A 17,542-nucleotide genomic window follows, 5' to 3' on the forward strand; every position below is an offset into this window, starting at 1 on the left:
AGCTGAAATTCACGAAGCATTCTTGAAATTCGGCTGCGCCCTCGTCTGCTGGAACATCTTCAGGCGTACGGAGCAGCCTTTTTGAACTGGCCTCTTAAGGCTTTTGAGCCTCTCTCATCAGGACACTACTTTCATGGCTCACAAACCTCAGATCAAGATTCCGGCGACGTACATGCGCGGCGGCACTAGCAAGGGTGTGTTCTTTCGGCTGCAGGATTTGCCGGAGGCCGCCCAGGTGCCAGGCGCGGCGCGCGATGCGCTGCTGATGCGTGTGATCGGCAGCCCGGACCCGTATGGCAAGCAGATCGACGGTATGGGCGGCGCGACTTCCAGCACGAGCAAGACGGTCATTATCGCGAAGAGCAGCAAGCCGGATCATGACGTGGACTATCTGTTCGGGCAGGTTTCCATCGACAAGGCTTTCGTCGATTGGAGCGGCAATTGCGGGAATCTCTCTGCCGCGGTGGGGCCGTTTGCGATTAGCGCGGGTCTCGTCGATGCGAGCCGGATTCCGCAGAACGGTGTGGCTGTTGTGCGCATCTGGCAGGCGAATATCGGCAAGACGATCATCGGGCATGTGCCTATTACCGATGGCGCTGTGCAGGAAACCGGCGACTTTGAACTCGATGGCGTGACGTTTCCGGCGGCTGAAGTTCAGCTTGAGTTCATGGACCCGGCTGCCGAAGAGAAGGGCGCGGGCGGCGCGATGTTCCCGACGGGGAATCTGGTCGATGACCTCGAGGTGCCGGGTGTCGGCACGCTGAAGGCGACGATGATCAATGCCGGTATCCCGACCATATTCGTGGATGCGGAAGCGATCGGTTATAAGGGCACCGAACTACAGGACGCTATCAATAGCGACGAGAAGGCGCTCGCGATGTTCGAGACCATTCGCGCGCATGGTGCGGTGCGTATGGGCCTGATCAAGAACATCGATGAGATCGCGACGCGGCAGCATACGCCGAAGGTTGCGTTTGTCGCCAAGCCTGCCGACTACGTGGCTTCTAGCGGCAAGCGCGTTGCCGCGAGTGACGTCGATCTGCTGGTGCGGGCGATGTCGATGGGTAAGCTGCATCACGCGATGATGGGGACGGCAGCAGTTGCGATTGGTACGGCGGCGGCGATTTCAGGGACGCTGGTGAATCTTGCCGCGGGAGGTGGCGCGCGGGATGCGGTGCGGTTCGGACATCCGTCGGGGACGCTGCGAGTGGGGGCCGAGGCTCGGGAGGAAGGCGGGGAGTGGACGGTCACCAAAGCAATTATGAGTCGTAGTGCGCGAGTGTTGATGGAGGGGTGGGTGAGGGTGCCGGGGGAATGAGTCCAATGGCATCGAACAATCGCGCTACGGCAAAGCGCCGACCGGCCTGCTGAACAGCATGAACGGCCAGACGGCCAGGATCCGGACCATCATTGCGGGAGGGTATCCGGGATGGCTGGGCAAGCCGTCTTCGGCCTCCACTTCCGAGCGTTTGAATCGGGTGCAGATCCGCATTTCCACCGGCGGCGCATCCGCTCCGAAAGGGGTGCGGAACGCTGACACCCAGGGCCGCTTGTCGTCAAAGGCCATGTACATCGGTGTTGCGCAGCAACTCGCGATCATCCGTCTGGTCTTCGAGGGGGCGGTCAGCCTCATCGCCTGGAGTCGGTCTGCGCCCCGCGTGCAGGCAATGCGATCGCGGCGGAACACCATGAACTCCGTGCCGCCGTCGACGCTGGACGCTCGCCCTGAATTGGCGGATGCGGCGAGACGTTGGGCTGCCGTCTGGCAGTCGTCGCAGTAGCACGCATTGACCATAATGGGCTGACCCCAGGCGCTGATCTCGACCGCGCCACATTGGCAATGCGCCAGGTGTGATGGATTTTTTGTGGCCATAGGCTCCACTCAGTGAGGTTTGACTATCTCACACGCCGAGCTTTCCCAAGGTCACTACCTCATGCTTCGTCACAAGAGCCGCAAAACGGCCCGGAGAGGCCCCCTCAATTCCGGAATAGATTTGCCCATGATCATGCATGATCTATTCCTTAGTAAGATAGCCCATTCCCCGTAGGAGGATCGGATGGATCGGCTCGAAGGCATCAAGATATTCGTGCGCGTCGTAGAAAGCGGGAGCTTTTCAGCGGTTGCGCGTGAGCTTGGGACAGGGCAGCCGGCGATCAGCAAACAGGTTGCCGCGCTCGAAGAACATCTCGGTGCGCAGCTTCTTATGCGCACCTCCCGCAGCCTGAGCCTGACCGAGGCCGGGCGCGACTTCTACGAATCTGCCGTACGACTCATCAGCGATCTCGAGGCAGCGGAATCCCGCATCGGTTCGGGACAGGTCTCGCCGTCCGGCGTGGTGCGTGTCAGCGCCGCGCCCGCCTTCTCTCGACTCTATGTCGTGCCGCAACTCCCTGCGTTCCGCGTTCGCTATCCCAAGGTCGTTGTCGAGTCGCTCGTCTCCGAGCGGACGATCAATCTCGTTGACGAGGGCGTCGACCTCGCCATTCGCAATGGCGCCCTTGCGGACTCGAGCCTTATCGCACGCAAGATCGGCGAGTTCGCCCTCGTCGCCGTAGCGTCTGCGGACTATCTGGAACGCAGAGGAGTGCCGAAGCGACCGAGCGATCTCGACCGCCACGACGGCGTGTTTTTTGTCTCACGGGATGGACCGCGACCCTGGACCTTCGCCAGCCGCGCTGGGGTGGTATCCCATCAGGCGGCGGCATCGTTTCGCACCAATGATGGCGAAGAGCAACGCGCCGCGGTCCTTGCCGGCCTCGGTATCACCCAGGCGCCATACTGGCTTTTTGCGGCCGACATACGCGCCGGAACCGTGCGGCGAATCCTGCGCGATTGTGAGCCGGCCAGAATTCCGATCAGTGCCGTGCGACCCGCGTCCCGCAGTCTGCCCAGCAAAGTCGCCGTGTTTGTTGACTTTCTGGCTGAGCTGCTCGCCGAAATGGACGACTGATCCATTCCTCAATGGGATCGATGCTATCCAAAATTAACGTCTAGTCCGCGCCTGGTGGAATTGATAGATTTGCATCACCGACAAACGAGGTGTTCAAACGAGGTGATGCATCATGAAACGGCTCGACAATAAGGTTGCGATAGTGACAGGCGCTTCAAAAGGAATCGGAGCGGACATTGCAAAAGCCTTCGGCGCGGAAGGCGCGGTGGTGATCGTGAATTACGTGCGCGATCAAGCGGGCGCGGAACGGGTGGTGCGTGAGATCACCGGCAAAGGCGGGCGAGCTATCGCCGTGCAAGGCGACGTGGCGCAGAGGTCCGACGCGCAACGCCTCGTCGCGGAGGCGAAAAATACCTTCGGCCGTCTGGATGTGCTCGTGAACAACGCGGGCGTCTTCTCGTTTGCACCCTTCGAGCAGTTCAGCGAGCAGGAGTTTCACCGTCAGTTCAACACGAATGTGCTTGGCACGTTCCTCATGATCGAAGCCGCTTTGCCGGCCTTCGGTGCGGAAGGCGGCAGCATTATCAACATCGGATCGACGGAGAGTGTCGCTGCCGACCCGACCCTTTCGATCTACGTGGCGTCAAAGAGCGCTGTCGATGGCTTGACGCGCGTGCTCTCAAAAGAGTTCGGCCCCAAGAAAATCCGCGTTAACGCTCTCAGTCCCGGTGGAACCGAAACGGAGGGTGCGCAAGCGGCAGGCGTCATGGGAGCGGAGTTTAAGAAGCAGATAATCGCCAGTACTCCGCTGGGCCGCGTCGGCCAACCCGAGGACATCGCACGTGTGGCCGTATTTCTTGCCTCGGATGATGCGGGCTGGCTCACGGGAGAAATCATCTTCGCGAACGGCGGCAACAAGTAAAACGCCTTCTTGGTTAATAACGCGGGCTACGGCCCAAGGGTCTTCATTGGAATTTCGGTAATCGATTAACAAAGTAGGAGAACGATCGTGTCCGCATACATTGTCTTCACTAGAAGAGGAAAGCCATGATTGACCATATTTATCTCCCCGTCTCTGACCTGGAACGGTCGAGCGAATTTTACAAGAAGCTGCTTGAGCCGCTTGGCATCGACATGCCCTACAAATTCGATCAACTGCACGGTTTCGCGATCAATAGCAATCCGGGTTTCTGGCTGAAGAATGGCGAAGTCGCCAAAGACCTTTACGTCGCATTCACCGCCAGGAGCGCGGACGCTGTCAGGGCCAGCTACAAGGCGGCGATAGACGCGGGAGCTACTTCAAAGAAGGAACCGAGCCTTCGGCCCGAATGGCGTGCCGACTACTTCGCGGCGAACATCGGCGATCCGGACGGATACAACATCGAGATTGCCTATAAGCCTTGGCTCTACAAATAAAAGGTAAGAGATCTATGATCCCGTCATCGCGGCAATCTACAAGCAGCAGATGAGATAGACCGCGATACTGGAATTACCTTCGCTGATATTGCGTTTCGTCGCGGCCAAAGGTCCCGACAAGAACCGCCAACGAACATCGATCCTGCGAGGATTCTTTGGTGCTCTGAGCAGTCTTGATCGCAGCTAAGGCAAGACAGCGAATTCCTGATCCTGCGCGAGTTGAGAATGGGGAATGACCGCTTCGACGGCATTCAGGCACAGACCGGAATGTCGCCCAACCTGCTTACCCAGCGCCTCAAAACAATGGAGGACAACGGGCTCATCGATCGTCGGGTCTATCAGGAGCGACCCAGGCGGCACGCCTACTGCATCACTGACAAGGCGCGTGAGCTTGTCGGAATGATGCTGACCCTTCGTTTGTGGGGAATGCGGCACTGCGGGCTGGACCCGCCGGCTTTCCAGACGTGGAAAGCCGGTGCCCTACGAGGTCTGGCGCGTTTGAGGAAAATCGGACCGTCCGCGCAACCGATTGTCAGGCAGCCCTCACTGACGCACATAGCGCAAGTGTGTGGCGGCTGGACCATCAAGAACCCTGTCAATGCGAAACTGCGGCCCTGGCTCGCCCAGGTTCTCGAAGAGACGCCGCCCACCGCCGAACAACACGGGTGACAAGGCGATTTCCAGCTCGTCAACGACACCCATGGTCAGGTATTGCTGGATCACATCGGCTCCACCCGCGATACGAATATCACGACTGCCTGCGGATTCCCGAGCCAGCTCAAGGGCACGCTCCGGCCCGTCATTGATGAAGTGGAAGATCGTCCCACCCGGGCGCACCCAGGGTTCGCGTTTCTCGTGCGTAAGAACGTATACCGGTGTGTGAAACGGAGCCTCCTCCGGCCATGCGCGCTCGCCTTGCTCGAACATTCGCTTGCCCATAATGTTGGCGCCGATGCGCTCCGTGGTGCTGCGAAGCAGGTCATTGACCGGGCCGGTCTCTCCCCCTGGTCCGAGCTTGAGGTTCTGGCGGAAGTACTGTTGATTGAAGATCCAGGCCATCAGCGCACCCCACTTGGCGCCCCAGTTCTTGTACTCAGGCGTGTCCCAATTCTCCATGGTCATTCCTTCCGGTGCCATGTAGCCATCGAGGCTAAGTCCAATGTTGACGAATACTTTACTCATGATTCTCCTCTCGCTGAAATGCATAAAGCAGCATATCGGAGAATGGTCTGCAAATCATCCCTATGTCCGCTTTGGAGCGATTGATTGAATGTCGCCTGGTGGCCGGCCACGGTCCGATGCTGAATGGATGAGGCAGTCCCGCAGGTCGGCATGTATCAGGCACAAGGCGACCCTGACCCTCCGGCCACGAAGGTCGGCAATTGGGGCGTCTAATAAAATTAGTTCAGCGATGTCGATTTAGCCCGATCTCGAACGTCGAGTAGGTGAGCGCTGGAGTTGCGTATCCGGCACTCAACGAGACATCCAGCAAAGGAGAAATCACCGTGCCCCCTCCACTGACCCCCGTTATCACCGTCTTTGAACGGTCGCCCGATCGCGGCAAAGGACTGGCGCGTGACATGCGTGTTCGCTGGGCGCTTGAAGAAGTCGGCCAAGCTTACGAGGTTCGTCTTGTTTCGTTCGGTGCAATGAAGGAACCCGTGCATCGAGCGCTTCATCCTTTTGGGCAGATTCCGACCTATGAAGAAGGCACGCTTGTCCTGTTCGAGTCGGGGGCGATCGTGTTCTATATCGCAGAGCGCCACGCAGGCCTGCTACCTGACGATGCGAATGCCCGGGCACGCGCGATCGCATGGATGTTTGCCGCGCTCAACTCGGTTGAGCCGCCGATCCTCGATCTCCAGACCACCAAATTCATGGAGCGGGACAAGACCTGGTACGACGAGCGCCTGCTTATCGTCGAGGATCGCATCCGTGACCGGCTCGGCGAGCTGTCCGATCGCCTTGGCAACGCCGACTGGCTCGATGGTGCGTTCAGCGCGGGCGACCTGATTATGGTGTCGGTGCTACTGAGGTTGAAAGCATCGGGGCTGCTGGACGAATATCCGAACCTCTCCGCCTATGTCGCCCGCGGCGAAGCGCGGCCCGCCTACAAACGTGCTTTCGCAGCTCAATTGGCGGTTTTCGTCGCTAGCCAGTCACCGATCGCCTGATGAAGGTCAGCTCCAGGCTCAACGCCATCATCGGGCTTCGCCACGGCCCGCGCTGATACTTCGCTTGAATTGTGTCGTGGACACGCATTTCCACCGCACATCGATCCCTGCGAAGTTGAATGATGATCATGTAGTCGACCTCCTCGCCGCGAATATGCGGGTTCGGCGTCGGACCGGAATCGGCCGATTCTGTTTGCAAGGACTTCCCTCAGCGACAATCGAGTCTCGCGCGCCGATACTGAATCGGCGCGACGCCACGAGTCGATTTGAAGGCGCGGCTGAAGGAAAATTCTGACTCGTATCCAACGCGCGCGGCGATATCGCGAAGTCGCAGATCGGTCTGCTCGAGCAGTTGAGCGGCAATCCCCATGCGCCAGCGCGTTAGATAGCTGTGCGGTGGTTCACCTACTGAATTGCTGAAGTTGCGGGCGAACGCAGCGCGCGACAAACCAGCTTCTTTGGCGAGATCCTCCAGTGTCCACGCACGTTCGGGTGCTTCGTGTATGCGCGCGAGAACCCGTGTGATGTGCGGCGAACGCAGCGCCGAAAACCAATCGTTTGTTGCCGGAGATGCAGCGTCGGCCCAATCGCGCATGAAGTAGACGAACAAGGACGAGAGCAGGTTACGAACCACGATCTGATTCCCGAAGTTCGGCGTCTCCACTTCGTTACGAAGCATCCGCAACGTGTCGCATAGCGGTGAACATCCAGGTTCCATTCCAGCGCGGAGCGACACGGCTTGTGGTAGCGCCCGCAACGCGGGAAGCGCCAAGTGCTGATCTATGTCGAACTGGCCGCAAATCAGCGTGGTGGCCTTTGGGTCGCGGTCGACGACACCATCACGCATAGCCAGGAACGTTTCCAGCGGCATGGCTTTGCCTCGCCCAGAATGCGCCACTTCATGCGCACTGCCACGCGGGAACAAGACTAGTTCACCAGCCTGCAATTCCATCGTTTTCGTCTCGGGTTGGCGCACGAAAGCACGCCCTTCCGCCACGAAGTGGAACACCACGGCGTTGCGAGGTTGCACCTCGAACCCCCATGGGCCTGCCACGCGTGTGCGCACCAGCACCAAGCCGTCGGCACGGACTGCTTTCAACCAACCGTTCAACGCATTCATGTCCGTATCCTAGCAGAATGAGACGAATTGCTATGTTTTAGCACCATATAGGTATGGATCATCTTCCAAAGAACGCTTCCAATGAGGGCTACGAAACACGGAGGCGAAATCATGAACAGGGATCACGTCCTACAAGTGCTTGACACTATCTACGAGAAGATCTTCAACAAGGGCCAGGCGAACCTGTATCCGGATTTCGTGAGCGGGCCATATATTCAACACAATCCGCTTTTTCCAGATGGGCTCGATGGCATCTTGGGCTACATCAAGCAGGCCGGGCGCATTCCATGCGAGGTTAAACGCATTGCGATAGATGGCGATCTTGCTTTTGTGCACGTGCGCTACCTGGAATGGGCCGGTCAGGAAACTGCGGGTGTCGACATTTTCCGCTTCGATGCCGATGGCAAGATATTGGAGCATTGGGACGTATTGCAGCCGGTACCCACCTCTTCCAGGAACGCCAACACAATGTTCTAGGAAATCACATGCCTCCTTCATCACTCGGTCCGATCGACGACGCCGACCTTGTCGCGACGCTGCCAGGTTTCACGAACGCTTACGCCGAAGTCAACGGTATCAGCTACGACTTCCTCGCCGCTTTCCTTGGCACGGCTGCCCCTGACGCGACAGTGTTAAAGCTACCCAATACCGGGCACTGGATTCCAGATGAGCAACCGGAAGAAACCGTGCGGCATCTCAATAAATTCTTCGGATGAACATTCACACGCGCTAGTGATTGACCTCTCTTAGCACGTCTATGAACGCCCGCAGACCAGCAGGCACGTGGCGATGCCCGGGATAGTACAGGCAGAGCCCCGGGATGAACGGGCACCAATCTTCCAGCACGGTAACCAACCGGCCGTCGTCCAGCCAGTCGCGGGCCGTGGACTCCGGTACATACGCGAGGCCCAAACCATCGGACGCGGCCTCGACCATCAGACCGTTGTGATCCAGCGTGAGCACGCCGGGAACATCGATTGCCACCTCCTGCCCGTGCTTGCGGAACTCCCAGCGGTAGCGTTTGCCGCTCGGCAGACGTTGGCGAATGCAGTCGTGGCTACCAAGGTCGTCGGGCGTGATGAGTGGTGTTCGACCTGCGAGATACGAAGGCGCTGCAACGACTACGAAGCGAAGATCACCGCTGATGCGCACCGCCACCATGTCGCGCGGAATCGACTCGCCAAGCCGTACTCCGGCATCGAAACCTTGCTCGACGATATCGACGAGCCGTCCCTCTGCAACCAGATCGAGCGCCATGCCGGGAAAGCGCTTCAGGAAACGCGGCACCACCGTTTTCAATAACAGTCGCGCCGCACTCTCATTGGCATTGATCCTGAGCGTGCCGCTCGGATTGCCGCGCGCATCGGCGACGGCATCCAGTGCTTCGTCGAGATCGCGGAGCACGGGTGCAAGCCGAGCGAGCAATGCTTCGCCGGCTTCTGTCGGCGACACGCTGCGCGTCGTGCGGTTGAGCAGGCGTACGCCCAATTCGCGCTCCAAGGCGAGCATGGCGTGACTTAGCGAGGAGCGCGAAACGCCGAGTGCATCGGCGGCACGGCGGAAACTCCGATGCGTTGCGACAGCGGAAAACGCGGTGAGATCGGCAAGTGTCGGCTTGGTCATTGGTGGCGAATTTTCACGGGGTCATACGTACTATAGAGACTTCTCTGACCAATGACGGGTACCTAGACTGGTGATCAGGCAATGCCATTCCATCCACCCTGTGAAGAGACACATCATGATGAAGACCTGGTTTATCACCGGCACGTCGTCAGGCCTCGGCCGGCTACTCGCGGAGCGCCTGCTGCAACGCGGCGATCGGGTCGTCGCGACGCTGCGGCACGAAGGGGCGCTCGATGAGCTGAAACAACAGTACGACGACCGGTTGCATGTGCTGACACTCGATGTCACCGACATCCGCGAGGTGCACACGAATATCTCCGCCGCATTCGAAGCGATGGGCCGCATCGATGTGGTCGTGAACAACGCGGGCTACGGGCTATTCGGCGCGGCCGAGGAAGTGACCGATGAACAGATTGAGCGGCAGATTGCCACCAATCTCACAGGATCGATTCAGGTCATCCGCGCGGCGCTGCCTCACCTGCGCCGCCAGGGCGGCGGCCGGATCGTTCAGGTCTCGTCCGAAGGTGGACAGATCGCTTATCCGAATTTCAGCCTCTATCACGCTACGAAATGGGGCATCGAAGGTTTCGTCGAGTCAGTAGCGAAGGAGGTGGGGCCATTCGGCATCGACTTCGTGATCGTGGAGCCGGGGCCGACGAGCACGCAGTTCGGTGCCGGTCTCGATCACGCGGTGCCGATGCCCGAGTACGACGATACTCCGGCGGGCGACGTCAGGCGGGCAATCGCGTCCAACAGCTTTGCAATTCGGGGCGATGCCGGCAAGACGGTCACCGCAATGATCGTCGCGGCGGACCTGGCACATCCGCCGTTACGCCTGACGCTTGGCGGCGGTGCCTACGACTCGATCAGGGCTGCGTTGGCTGAGCGTCTGAGGGTGCTCGAAGCACAGAAGGACATAGCGTTTTCAGTCGACGCGATAAGCTAAGCGTCGGAGCGCTTCAGTCGCATCGAAACCGAGAAGCGTTCGGCCGGATGGACGCTAATCGACACCTCGAAGGTTTCCCCCGCGGAGTCGAGATAGCGCCGCACAATCTCAAGCGCCGCAGTCCCCTTCTTGACTTTCAGTCTTTCCGCCATCTCCTGCGAAATCAGAGCGGCGTGCACGTCCTGCTGGATCTCCGCGATGCAGCGACCATAGCGCGCTTCGATTAACGAACTGATCAGCGTATCCGGTTGAGCTCGTGCAGCCTCTGCGACTTCCGTATAAGCCGGGTCGATATATACGTCGGTCCAACCGACTGGCGGACTCTCTATGTCGCCGTCGATGCGCAGGCTCGACACGCGCAGCCATCGCGCACCGTCGGCACATTTCAGCGTCCTGGCGAGCTTGCCGCTTGCGCTGATCTCCTCCGTCGATTGCACGAGACGCAAGTGCTCTGAGCCGAACTGCACGAGATCGTCCACCGATGCGAGCGACGGCCGAAACTCGTTTTTCGGCTGCGCCGATTCGACGCGCGTTCCCGCGTTCTTGCGCCGCGACACGAACCCCAACTGCTGCAATTCATGCAGTGCTGCGCGAACCGTATGCCGGCTCGTCTGATAGTGGTCGCGCAGTTCAAGTTCGGTGGGCAGATACGAGCCCACCGGATAGCGGCCGGACGCAATGCCCTGAGTCAGGTCGCGGGCGATATCGGCGAAGTGCGGTCTGTTCATTTTTCGGTGGCGATGCAGTCGATTTATCAGAGGCCAGGGTAAATCATAGCTTGTTCAACATGTCCGGACATATTAATTTGTTTATGTCCGGACATATCGGTGATTTTTGCGATTGCCCCGGCCCTTTTAAACCGGTTTCCTGCACTTCCAAGAGGTCGTCATGACGAGTCGCACTATCCCTATGGCCAGCACCGTGGTCGATTCAATTCTGTTTCGTGACGCCTTCGGCACGGCGAAGATGCGTGCGCTGTTCTCCGATTACGCGCTCGTGCAGCGCTATATCGACGTGGAAGTGGCGTTGGCCAAGGCTGAAGCGCGCGTCGGCGTGATTCCGGCCGACGCGGCGGAAGTGATCGCCCGTCAATCGACGATCGACCGGATCGATTTCGATCACATGCGCGAGGAGACAGACATCGTGGGTTATCCGATTCTGCCGCTCGTTCACCAGCTCGTGGGCATGTGCGGCGAAGCGGGCCGCTACGTCCATTGGGGCGCGACGACACAGGACATCATGGATACGGCGGTCTCGCTGCAGGTGCGCGATGCGCTCGATGTGATCGACAGCGACATACGCGAACTGCGCGCGATTCTGGTCGATCTTGCAAAGAAACACCGCGATACGCCGATGGCTGGCCGCACACACTTGCAGCAGGCGTTGCCCGTCACGTTTGGCTACAAGGTCGCGATCTGGCTGGCGATGTTCGACCGGCATCAGCAACGCCTCGCCGAGCTGCGTCCGAGGGTGGCTGTCGTCGAATTCGCAGGGGCCGCGGGCACGCTGGCCTCGCTCAGCGACAAGGGTTTCGAGGTTCAGAAGGCGCTCGCCGATGAACTGAAGCTCGGCGTACCCGCAACCACGTGGCACGTGGCGCGCGATGGTTTCGCCGAAGCGGTCAACCTGCTCGCACTCGTAACCGGCTCACTCGGCAAGATCGCGCTCGACATCATGATCATGGCGTCGACGGAGTTCGCTGAAGTGTACGAGCCATTCGTCAAGGGGCGCGGAGCGAGCAGCACCATGCCGCAAAAGCGCAATCCGATTTCCAGCGAACTAATGCTTGCCGCGGCGAAAGCGGTGCGTCAGCACGCGGGTCTTATGGTCGACGCGATGATCCAGGATTTCGAGCGCGCCACGGGCCCGTGGCACGCGGAATGGATTGCGATTCCCGAGAGCTTCATCCTTTCGGCTGGTGCGCTGCATCAGGCGAAGTTCGCGCTCGGGGGATTGATCGTCGACACCGAGCGCATGAAACACAACCTTGGCATCACCAGAGGATTGATCGTCGCGGAGGCGGTCATGATGGGAATGGCGCCGTTCACCGGCCGCCAACAGGCTCACGATATCGTCTACGACGCTTGCCGTACCGTGAACGAGAAAGGCGGCACGCTCGCCGAAGCGCTAGCGGCCCTGCCCGAAGTCACCACGCATTTCGACCGCCGGGCGATCGATCGCATGACCGATCCAGCCAACTATCTCGGCCTCGCGCCGCACATGGTTGATCGCGCCGTCGAATTGTCCAGCGGCATCTGAGTGAAAGGCGTGGAGGAGCACACATCATGAACAACGATATCGCATCAAACGAAACGCCGGACGTTCCGCCACTCAGAAGACTTCCGTGGTACCGCAAGCTGGGCATGCAGGTTCTGGTCGGGCTGATTCTCGGGATTGCCGTCGGTCTGATTTTCCCGAAGGTGGGTGGGCAGCTTAAGGTACTGGGCGACATCTTCCTGTCGCTTATCAAGGCCGGTGTTGCGCCGCTGGTGTTTCTCACCATCGTGCGCGGCATCGCGTCGGCTGGTGACGTCAAGAGCGCGGGCCGCGTGGGATGGCGCTCGATCGTCTATTTCGAAGTGGTGTCGACCATTGCCTTGATAGTCGGCCTGCTGGCGGGCAACCTGCTGCAAACCGGAAAAGGCATGACGGCCGTCGCCGTCGGAGCGGCACCGCCGGTGGTTGCAAAGATGGAGTCACAAGGCTTCGTCGCGTTTGTCATGCACATCGTGCCGGACAACTTTATCGGCGCCTTCGTGAAGGGAGAATTGCTGCAGGTGGTGGTGCTGGCCGTGATGGTCGGTATCGGGATACTCGCGATTCCCGAACGCCGCCGAGTCAGGATCAACGAGGGACTCGATCTTGTTTCCGAAGTCCTGTTCTCGTTCATCAACCTGGTGATGAAGCTGGCGCCGCTCGGCACCTTCGGCGCCGTCGCTTATTCGGTGGGTAGCAACGGCACTGCTGTGCTGATTGCGCTTGCCCAGCTCGTTTTCAGTTTCTATGCGGTCGTGATCCTGTTCATCGCCGTGGTCATGGGAATCATCGCGAAGCTGGCAGGTTTTAGTCTGTGGCGCTTCCTGCGCTATATCAAGGACGAGATCTTCATCGTGCTGGGCACTGCGTCGTCCGAGAGCGCGCTGCCGCGTCTTCTGATCAAACTCGAGCGGCTTGGCTGCGCGAAGCAGACTGTCGGGCTCGTGCTGCCGACGGGTTATGCATTCAACCTTGACGGGACGTCCCTGTTCATGTCGATGGGCGTGCTGTTCATTGCTCACGCGTATGGCGTGCCAATTACGCTGCAGCATCAGGTGGGTCTACTTCTGTTGATGCTGTTGACCTCCAAGGGTGCCGCCACGGTGTCGGGCGGATCGTTTGTGGTGTTTGCTGCGACGGTGGCGTCGACCGGCATTCTGCCTGTCGAAGGGGTCGCGGTGATTTTCGGTGTCTACCGTTTCATGTCAATGGCGATTGCCACCTGCAACACGATCGGTAACAGCCTTGCTACGGTCGTGATTGCAAAGTGGTCGCATACGTTCGATGCGCAGGTTGCCGAGCGTCATTTCTATCCGGAGCGTTACCCGGCCACCGCGCATGCCGACGAAAGTCTTGCTGACGGTAACTTGCTCCCCGAGGACACGAGTGACGCGAATCCGCACCCGAGCGGCATTCCTATGAAAAGTGCAGGCACTGCGCGATGATCTGTGCCGCCTGGCCTCCGGCGCCCCGAGTCGGCCAGCAGCAAGGTCGTCTGATACAAGCGCAGTCGGTCCCATCGCGATGCCTATGCCGTCGTTGGCAGCCTGCAACGTCAGATAGAAGTGATCGAAGGTGAGGGTGCAGCCGGCCGGAGTGCGGAAATCTGTGCCCTCGCCAGCCAGTCCGAGGTTTGGGCTACGGTCAGGCCGGATGGTATCGGTCGCTGTCCGGCCAACTACGATCGCTGGCACCAACTTCCGCGCGGACATTCGAACGGCAGCTTCGCCCGGAAAACGGACCGTCGCACTTCCACGGCAACTGCCGCGTCGTCAGCCAAAGCATGCCGCCTGGATGCGAAAAGTAAGTGGCGGCCACTGACCGCTCCACACACAGCACGTCAGGGCGCAAGCGCTGCGAGACCACGCGCTATGCTCGTCCCGCAATTTCAACATGATTTGTGAACCACTAGAGACCGGCAGTCATTTTTCTCGTGTCCAAAGGATAGCGTGCGACGTGGAGTTACCCGCGATCTGGCCGCTCTCGGTGATCCCGACACCTTCGCTGAAGTTGTCCCCGGGGAGCGTGCCCAGGTCGGTCATCGCCCCGTGTTCAAACAGAAACGCGTGCGGCAAGTACGGGTTGGTTCCGGCATCCGATTCGCCGACCACCTGGCCGCGATTGTTGATCCCAAAAGCGTTACTGTCGTTGCGACCGGGGAGCGTGCCCAGGTCAGTCATCACCCCGTTTTCAAACAGAAAGCCGTGCACGTCCCCGCTTGCGGTAGACGATATGCCGATCACCTGGCCGCGATTGTTGATCGCCTGAGCATGGCTGCTGCCGTTACTACCCTGGAGCGTGCCCAGGTCAGTCATCACTCCGTGTTCATACAGAAAGGCGTGCGCGTACCCACCTGCGATGGACGAATAGCCGACCACCTGGCCGCGATTGTTGATCCCCAAAGCTCCGCTATCGCTGCCACCGGGGAGCGTGCCCAAGTCGGTCACCACGCCGTTTTCAAACAGAGCAGCGTGAACGTACCCGCGTAGGTTGGACGCTAAACCAACCGCCTGGCCGCGCTCGTTGATCCCGGCAGCTCCGCTGACGTCGCCGCCGGGGAGCGTACCCAGGTCGGTCATCACCCCGTGTTCGAACAGAAAGGCGTGCGAGTTCCCGCGTGCGGTGCTGGAGGAACCGACCACCTGGCCTCGATTGTTGACCGCGAAAGCTGTGCTATCGCTGCCACCGGGGAACGTGCCCAGGTCTGTCACCCCCCCTTTTTCAAACAGACAAGCGTGCGTGTTCCCGCCCGCGGTGATCGAATAGCCGACCACCTGGCCGCGCTCGTTGATCCCGAGAGCGTTGCTGTAGTTAAAGCCACCGGGGAGCGCGCCGAGATCCCTGATGATGAAACTTTGGCCTGCGGCAGGCTGGAATGCAGCGACCGCGATCAGAGTGAAAACAATCAGGGCGCGGCGAACATAGCGCACATTGCCAATCACCTTGCATGCGGATTGCATAGTGATCCCCTTTCCTGGAATAAAACCTGGATCGCGATAGATTCATATGCGGCACAACGGGGCACACCTTGCGTCTCGATATAGGCGCAGATCGAAATAAAGTCGAGTCTTTTGCAAATAAAAATCTGCTATATATGCCGTTCGCGCATCTGTATCAGGATAAATTGCGCTGGCTTGCATCGGAAAGCGGCCATGGTTAGTTCGGATTGCTGATCGGCACAACCAAGACGTTAGAGCTGATCCACCATGGGTCGCCGTGATCAATGACGAGATAGCCTGTTATCCGCTTCCCGTGTTGGAGATTAGAATAGGTATGCAGATAGAAGTTACGGACCACTCTAGTCTATGGAGTGCCTTTTTTCAACTTATTAAAGAGCGAGTCAAATTAATGACAATGCAAAATTGCGATGACTTGCCTTTGCTCGATAGCGGGTTAAACGATCGCTCGGGTTTGAGCGGTCGACTCGCTGGACCCATCTCCCAATTCCGGTTCCGACGACGTCGCAGATGAGTCCTCGATTGGCGCGGGTTGCAATGTTTGTGCGCACTCGCGGCATGGCTGCCGAGATCGGCGCGCGCCTGCGCGTGATGATCGATGAAGGCGAGTTGCCGTCGGGTGCCAGGATCGACGAAAAGGAACTGTGCATCACCTTCGACGTATCGAAAACGCCTTTGCGGGAGGCGCTGAAGGTGCTCGTCTCCGAAGGATTGGTCACGCATCGCCAGTACATTGGCTATCGGATCGCGCCGATCGATCTCGCCGATCTCAACGCAACGTTCGAACTGCTGCATGGACTCGAGACGAGTTATTAGCCGTTCGCGACCAGTGAAGGTTTATCCGTCTTGGCTCGCGCACCAGACGCTCGTGGGTGATGAACACGACTGTCTGGGTCGACAGGCCTCGTCGCACTATCTGCGCCGGACGAGTCGACTATTGAGCGGCGAATGTCTGCGCCGGTGTCCAGGCGATTTGTGGTGGCGAGCTTTCGGTGATTTGACGGCTGGCTTGCGACCGAAACCTTCGAAAGCCCAAGGCGCAGCGCGATCATTTCAAATGGCTGTTGCGCCAGTCACGCGGCGTCACGCCAAAGCGTGCGTTAAACCAGTTCGTGAAGGAACCCTGCTGTGAATAGCCTAGCAGTGCGGAGACCCGCCCGATGGGATAGCGTGGGTTGCTCATATAGCGCACGGCAAGTTCGCCCCTGACTTCCTCGACCAGACGCGAGAAGCTGGTATGCGCCAGTTCAAGTTGGCGCTGCATGGTGCGAACGCTCAGACATAAATGGCGGGCAACCCGCTCGACGGTGGCCTGCTCGAGGGGCAGCAACAAGTAGATCGCCTTGCGCACTTCCAGCGCGGTCGAATCGACACCCGTCACGTTGAGTGAATCCGCGAGGCTCTCGGCATATCGCACCAGTTCCGGGTCAGCGGCGGGATTCGGGTAGTCGAGATCGGCGGCTGCGCACACGAAGCCGTTGAAATCGCTGCCGAACTCCAACGGACAGCCGAAGAACCGTCGATGAAACGTCAGGTCTTTCGGTCCCTGATGCACAAAATGGACGGAGCGTGGTTTCCAGTGATCACCAAGCAGGGCGCTGGAGTGGCGCCAGAGGACACCGACCGCGAGTTCGATCGCCTGATTCGTTGGGGTGCCCGGTTCGACGACCAGTTCTTCCCGGATTGTGACCGTTTCGCCCGCGTCCTCGACGTACACCGCCAGGGCTTCGTTTAGCAGATGCCGGTATTCGGCAGTGGCCAGCAACACCTCGCGCAGCGTGCGTTTGTGCGCGAGCAGGACATTGACCACACCGGTACCGAACTTCTGCCGGGTCTCGGCCATTTGCAGCGCGAAAGTTGGGCATGACGCTTTTTCGGCCGTAAGTTCCAGCAGCCGGCACGCGGCGGCTGCCTGAATGCGATCGTCCGGATTCGCAAGCGCCGAGGTATCGATCCCGACCTGCTGCGCAAGCTCGACCGGGTTCAGTCCGACCCGCCGCGTCACATCGAAGTAGCCGTTCATGGCTACCGAGCTCAGCATCGATTCCATCGTTATGCCTCCGCACGCATCTTACGGGCAGCGCCTTACCGTCCGGTAATGCAAATGCCTCCCGCGCGCACATACTGGTGTTAACGCGCAGTGGCATGAAATCCTAAAA

General features: G+C 59.4%; 17 protein-coding genes and 3 pseudogenes. 12 read left to right on the plus strand and 8 right to left on the minus strand.

From position 1 onward, the window contains the following. The first annotated feature begins 133 nt into the window (after positions 1 to 133). Positions 134 to 1,318, plus strand: coding sequence for a 2-methylaconitate cis-trans isomerase PrpF (prpF, locus tag P3T25_RS40695; protein ID WP_266238662.1), 1,185 nt, complete (start codon positions 134 to 136; stop codon positions 1,316 to 1,318). Between the two features lie 24 nt (positions 1,319 to 1,342). Here the strand turns inward: prpF and P3T25_RS40700 are convergent, their stop codons facing one another. Further along, on the minus strand, positions 1,343 to 1,873 hold the full coding sequence (locus P3T25_RS40700) for a GFA family protein (RefSeq protein WP_266238663.1): 531 nt from the start codon (positions 1,871 to 1,873) through the stop codon (positions 1,343 to 1,345). 184 nt (positions 1,874 to 2,057) lie between these two features. On the opposite strand from P3T25_RS40700, the gene P3T25_RS40705 reads away from it, so the two are divergent. The 4 genes and pseudogenes from P3T25_RS40705 to P3T25_RS40720 form a co-directional block, all read left to right on the plus strand. Then, positions 2,058 to 2,951 carry a LysR family transcriptional regulator gene (locus tag P3T25_RS40705; protein WP_429362894.1) on the plus strand — a complete coding sequence of 298 codons (894 nt, stop codon included), beginning with the start codon at positions 2,058 to 2,060 and terminating at the stop codon, positions 2,949 to 2,951. Positions 2,952 to 3,063: 112 nt separating this feature from the next. Further along, positions 3,064 to 3,813 carry an SDR family NAD(P)-dependent oxidoreductase gene (locus tag P3T25_RS40710; protein WP_429362896.1) on the plus strand — a complete coding sequence of 250 codons (750 nt, stop codon included), beginning with the start codon at positions 3,064 to 3,066 and terminating at the stop codon, positions 3,811 to 3,813. A 125-nt stretch (positions 3,814 to 3,938) separates the two neighbouring features. Beyond that, on the plus strand, positions 3,939 to 4,307 hold the full coding sequence (locus P3T25_RS40715) for a VOC family protein (RefSeq protein ID WP_154567158.1): 369 nt from the start codon (positions 3,939 to 3,941) through the stop codon (positions 4,305 to 4,307). A 210-nt stretch (positions 4,308 to 4,517) separates the two neighbouring features. Continuing rightward, positions 4,518 to 4,733: pseudogene (locus tag P3T25_RS40720) on the plus strand (winged helix-turn-helix transcriptional regulator); the annotation flags it as partial. A gap of 117 nt (positions 4,734 to 4,850) precedes the next feature. Here the strand turns inward: P3T25_RS40720 and P3T25_RS40725 are convergent. Beyond that, a complete protein-coding gene (locus P3T25_RS40725; protein WP_154567156.1) occupies positions 4,851 to 5,489 on the minus strand; it encodes a dihydrofolate reductase family protein in 639 nt (212 codons plus the stop codon). A 335-nt stretch (positions 5,490 to 5,824) separates the two neighbouring features. Here P3T25_RS40725 and P3T25_RS40730 point away from each other — a divergent pair, with 335 nt between their 5' ends. Continuing rightward, complete coding sequence (locus tag P3T25_RS40730; RefSeq protein WP_429362925.1) at positions 5,825 to 6,481, plus strand: glutathione S-transferase family protein; 657 nt, start codon at positions 5,825 to 5,827, stop codon at positions 6,479 to 6,481. A 208-nt stretch (positions 6,482 to 6,689) separates the two neighbouring features. On the opposite strand, the gene P3T25_RS40735 is transcribed toward P3T25_RS40730, so the two are convergent. After that, positions 6,690 to 7,601: an AraC family transcriptional regulator gene (locus P3T25_RS40735; RefSeq protein ID WP_266238666.1), complete on the minus strand. Its 912-nt coding sequence runs from the start codon at positions 7,599 to 7,601 to the stop codon at positions 6,690 to 6,692. Positions 7,602 to 7,712: 111 nt separating this feature from the next. Here P3T25_RS40735 and P3T25_RS40740 point away from each other — a divergent pair, with 111 nt between their 5' ends. Continuing rightward, entirely contained in the window at positions 7,713 to 8,078 is a 366-nt protein-coding gene (locus P3T25_RS40740; protein ID WP_266238667.1) for a nuclear transport factor 2 family protein, read from the plus strand. Between the two features lie 8 nt (positions 8,079 to 8,086). Next, positions 8,087 to 8,317 (plus strand): alpha/beta fold hydrolase, encoded by a 231-nt coding sequence (locus tag P3T25_RS40745; protein ID WP_266259464.1) that lies wholly within the window; start codon positions 8,087 to 8,089, stop codon positions 8,315 to 8,317. 13 nt (positions 8,318 to 8,330) lie between these two features. On the opposite strand, the gene P3T25_RS40750 is transcribed toward P3T25_RS40745, so the two are convergent. Continuing rightward, positions 8,331 to 9,224 carry a LysR family transcriptional regulator gene (locus P3T25_RS40750; protein WP_266238669.1) on the minus strand — a complete coding sequence of 298 codons (894 nt, stop codon included), beginning with the start codon at positions 9,222 to 9,224 and terminating at the stop codon, positions 8,331 to 8,333. A gap of 115 nt (positions 9,225 to 9,339) precedes the next feature. Between P3T25_RS40750 and P3T25_RS40755 the strand changes: the two genes are divergently transcribed. Then, on the plus strand, positions 9,340 to 10,170 hold the full coding sequence (locus tag P3T25_RS40755) for an SDR family oxidoreductase (RefSeq protein ID WP_266238670.1): 831 nt from the start codon (positions 9,340 to 9,342) through the stop codon (positions 10,168 to 10,170). On the opposite strand, the gene P3T25_RS40760 is transcribed toward P3T25_RS40755, so the two are convergent. Continuing rightward, entirely contained in the window at positions 10,167 to 10,898 is a 732-nt protein-coding gene (locus P3T25_RS40760; RefSeq protein ID WP_266238671.1) for a GntR family transcriptional regulator, read from the minus strand. The genes P3T25_RS40755 and P3T25_RS40760 overlap by 4 nt on opposite strands. A 160-nt stretch (positions 10,899 to 11,058) precedes the next feature. Here P3T25_RS40760 and P3T25_RS40765 point away from each other — a divergent pair, with 160 nt between their 5' ends. Beyond that, on the plus strand, positions 11,059 to 12,429 hold the full coding sequence (locus P3T25_RS40765) for a class-II fumarase/aspartase family protein (RefSeq protein ID WP_266238672.1): 1,371 nt from the start codon (positions 11,059 to 11,061) through the stop codon (positions 12,427 to 12,429). A gap of 26 nt (positions 12,430 to 12,455) precedes the next feature. After that, positions 12,456 to 13,871 carry a cation:dicarboxylate symporter family transporter gene (locus P3T25_RS40770; protein ID WP_429362902.1) on the plus strand — a complete coding sequence of 472 codons (1,416 nt, stop codon included), beginning with the start codon at positions 12,456 to 12,458 and terminating at the stop codon, positions 13,869 to 13,871. On the opposite strand, the pseudogene P3T25_RS40775 reads toward P3T25_RS40770, so the two are convergent. After that, positions 13,848 to 14,053, minus strand: a pseudogene (locus P3T25_RS40775) (transcriptional regulator); the annotation flags it as partial. The gene P3T25_RS40770 and the pseudogene P3T25_RS40775 sit on opposite strands and share 24 nt — an antisense overlap. Positions 14,054 to 14,348: 295 nt before the next feature. Next, positions 14,349 to 15,386 carry an HAF repeat-containing protein gene (locus P3T25_RS40780; RefSeq protein WP_166618366.1) on the minus strand — a complete coding sequence of 346 codons (1,038 nt, stop codon included), beginning with the start codon at positions 15,384 to 15,386 and terminating at the stop codon, positions 14,349 to 14,351. Positions 15,387 to 15,893: 507 nt separating this feature from the next. On the opposite strand from P3T25_RS40780, the pseudogene P3T25_RS40785 reads away from it, so the two are divergent. Then, positions 15,894 to 16,187: pseudogene (locus P3T25_RS40785) on the plus strand (GntR family transcriptional regulator); the annotation flags it as partial. A gap of 244 nt (positions 16,188 to 16,431) precedes the next feature. On the opposite strand, the gene P3T25_RS40790 reads toward P3T25_RS40785, so the two are convergent. Continuing rightward, positions 16,432 to 17,433: an AraC family transcriptional regulator gene (locus tag P3T25_RS40790; protein WP_154567147.1), complete on the minus strand. Its 1,002-nt coding sequence runs from the start codon at positions 17,431 to 17,433 to the stop codon at positions 16,432 to 16,434. Between the last annotated feature and the right edge of the window lie 109 nt (positions 17,434 to 17,542).

The sequence above is a fragment of the Paraburkholderia sp. GAS32 genome (assembly GCF_050434225.1).
In the GTDB taxonomy this organism is placed as follows: domain Bacteria; phylum Pseudomonadota; class Gammaproteobacteria; order Burkholderiales; family Burkholderiaceae; genus Paraburkholderia; species Paraburkholderia madseniana.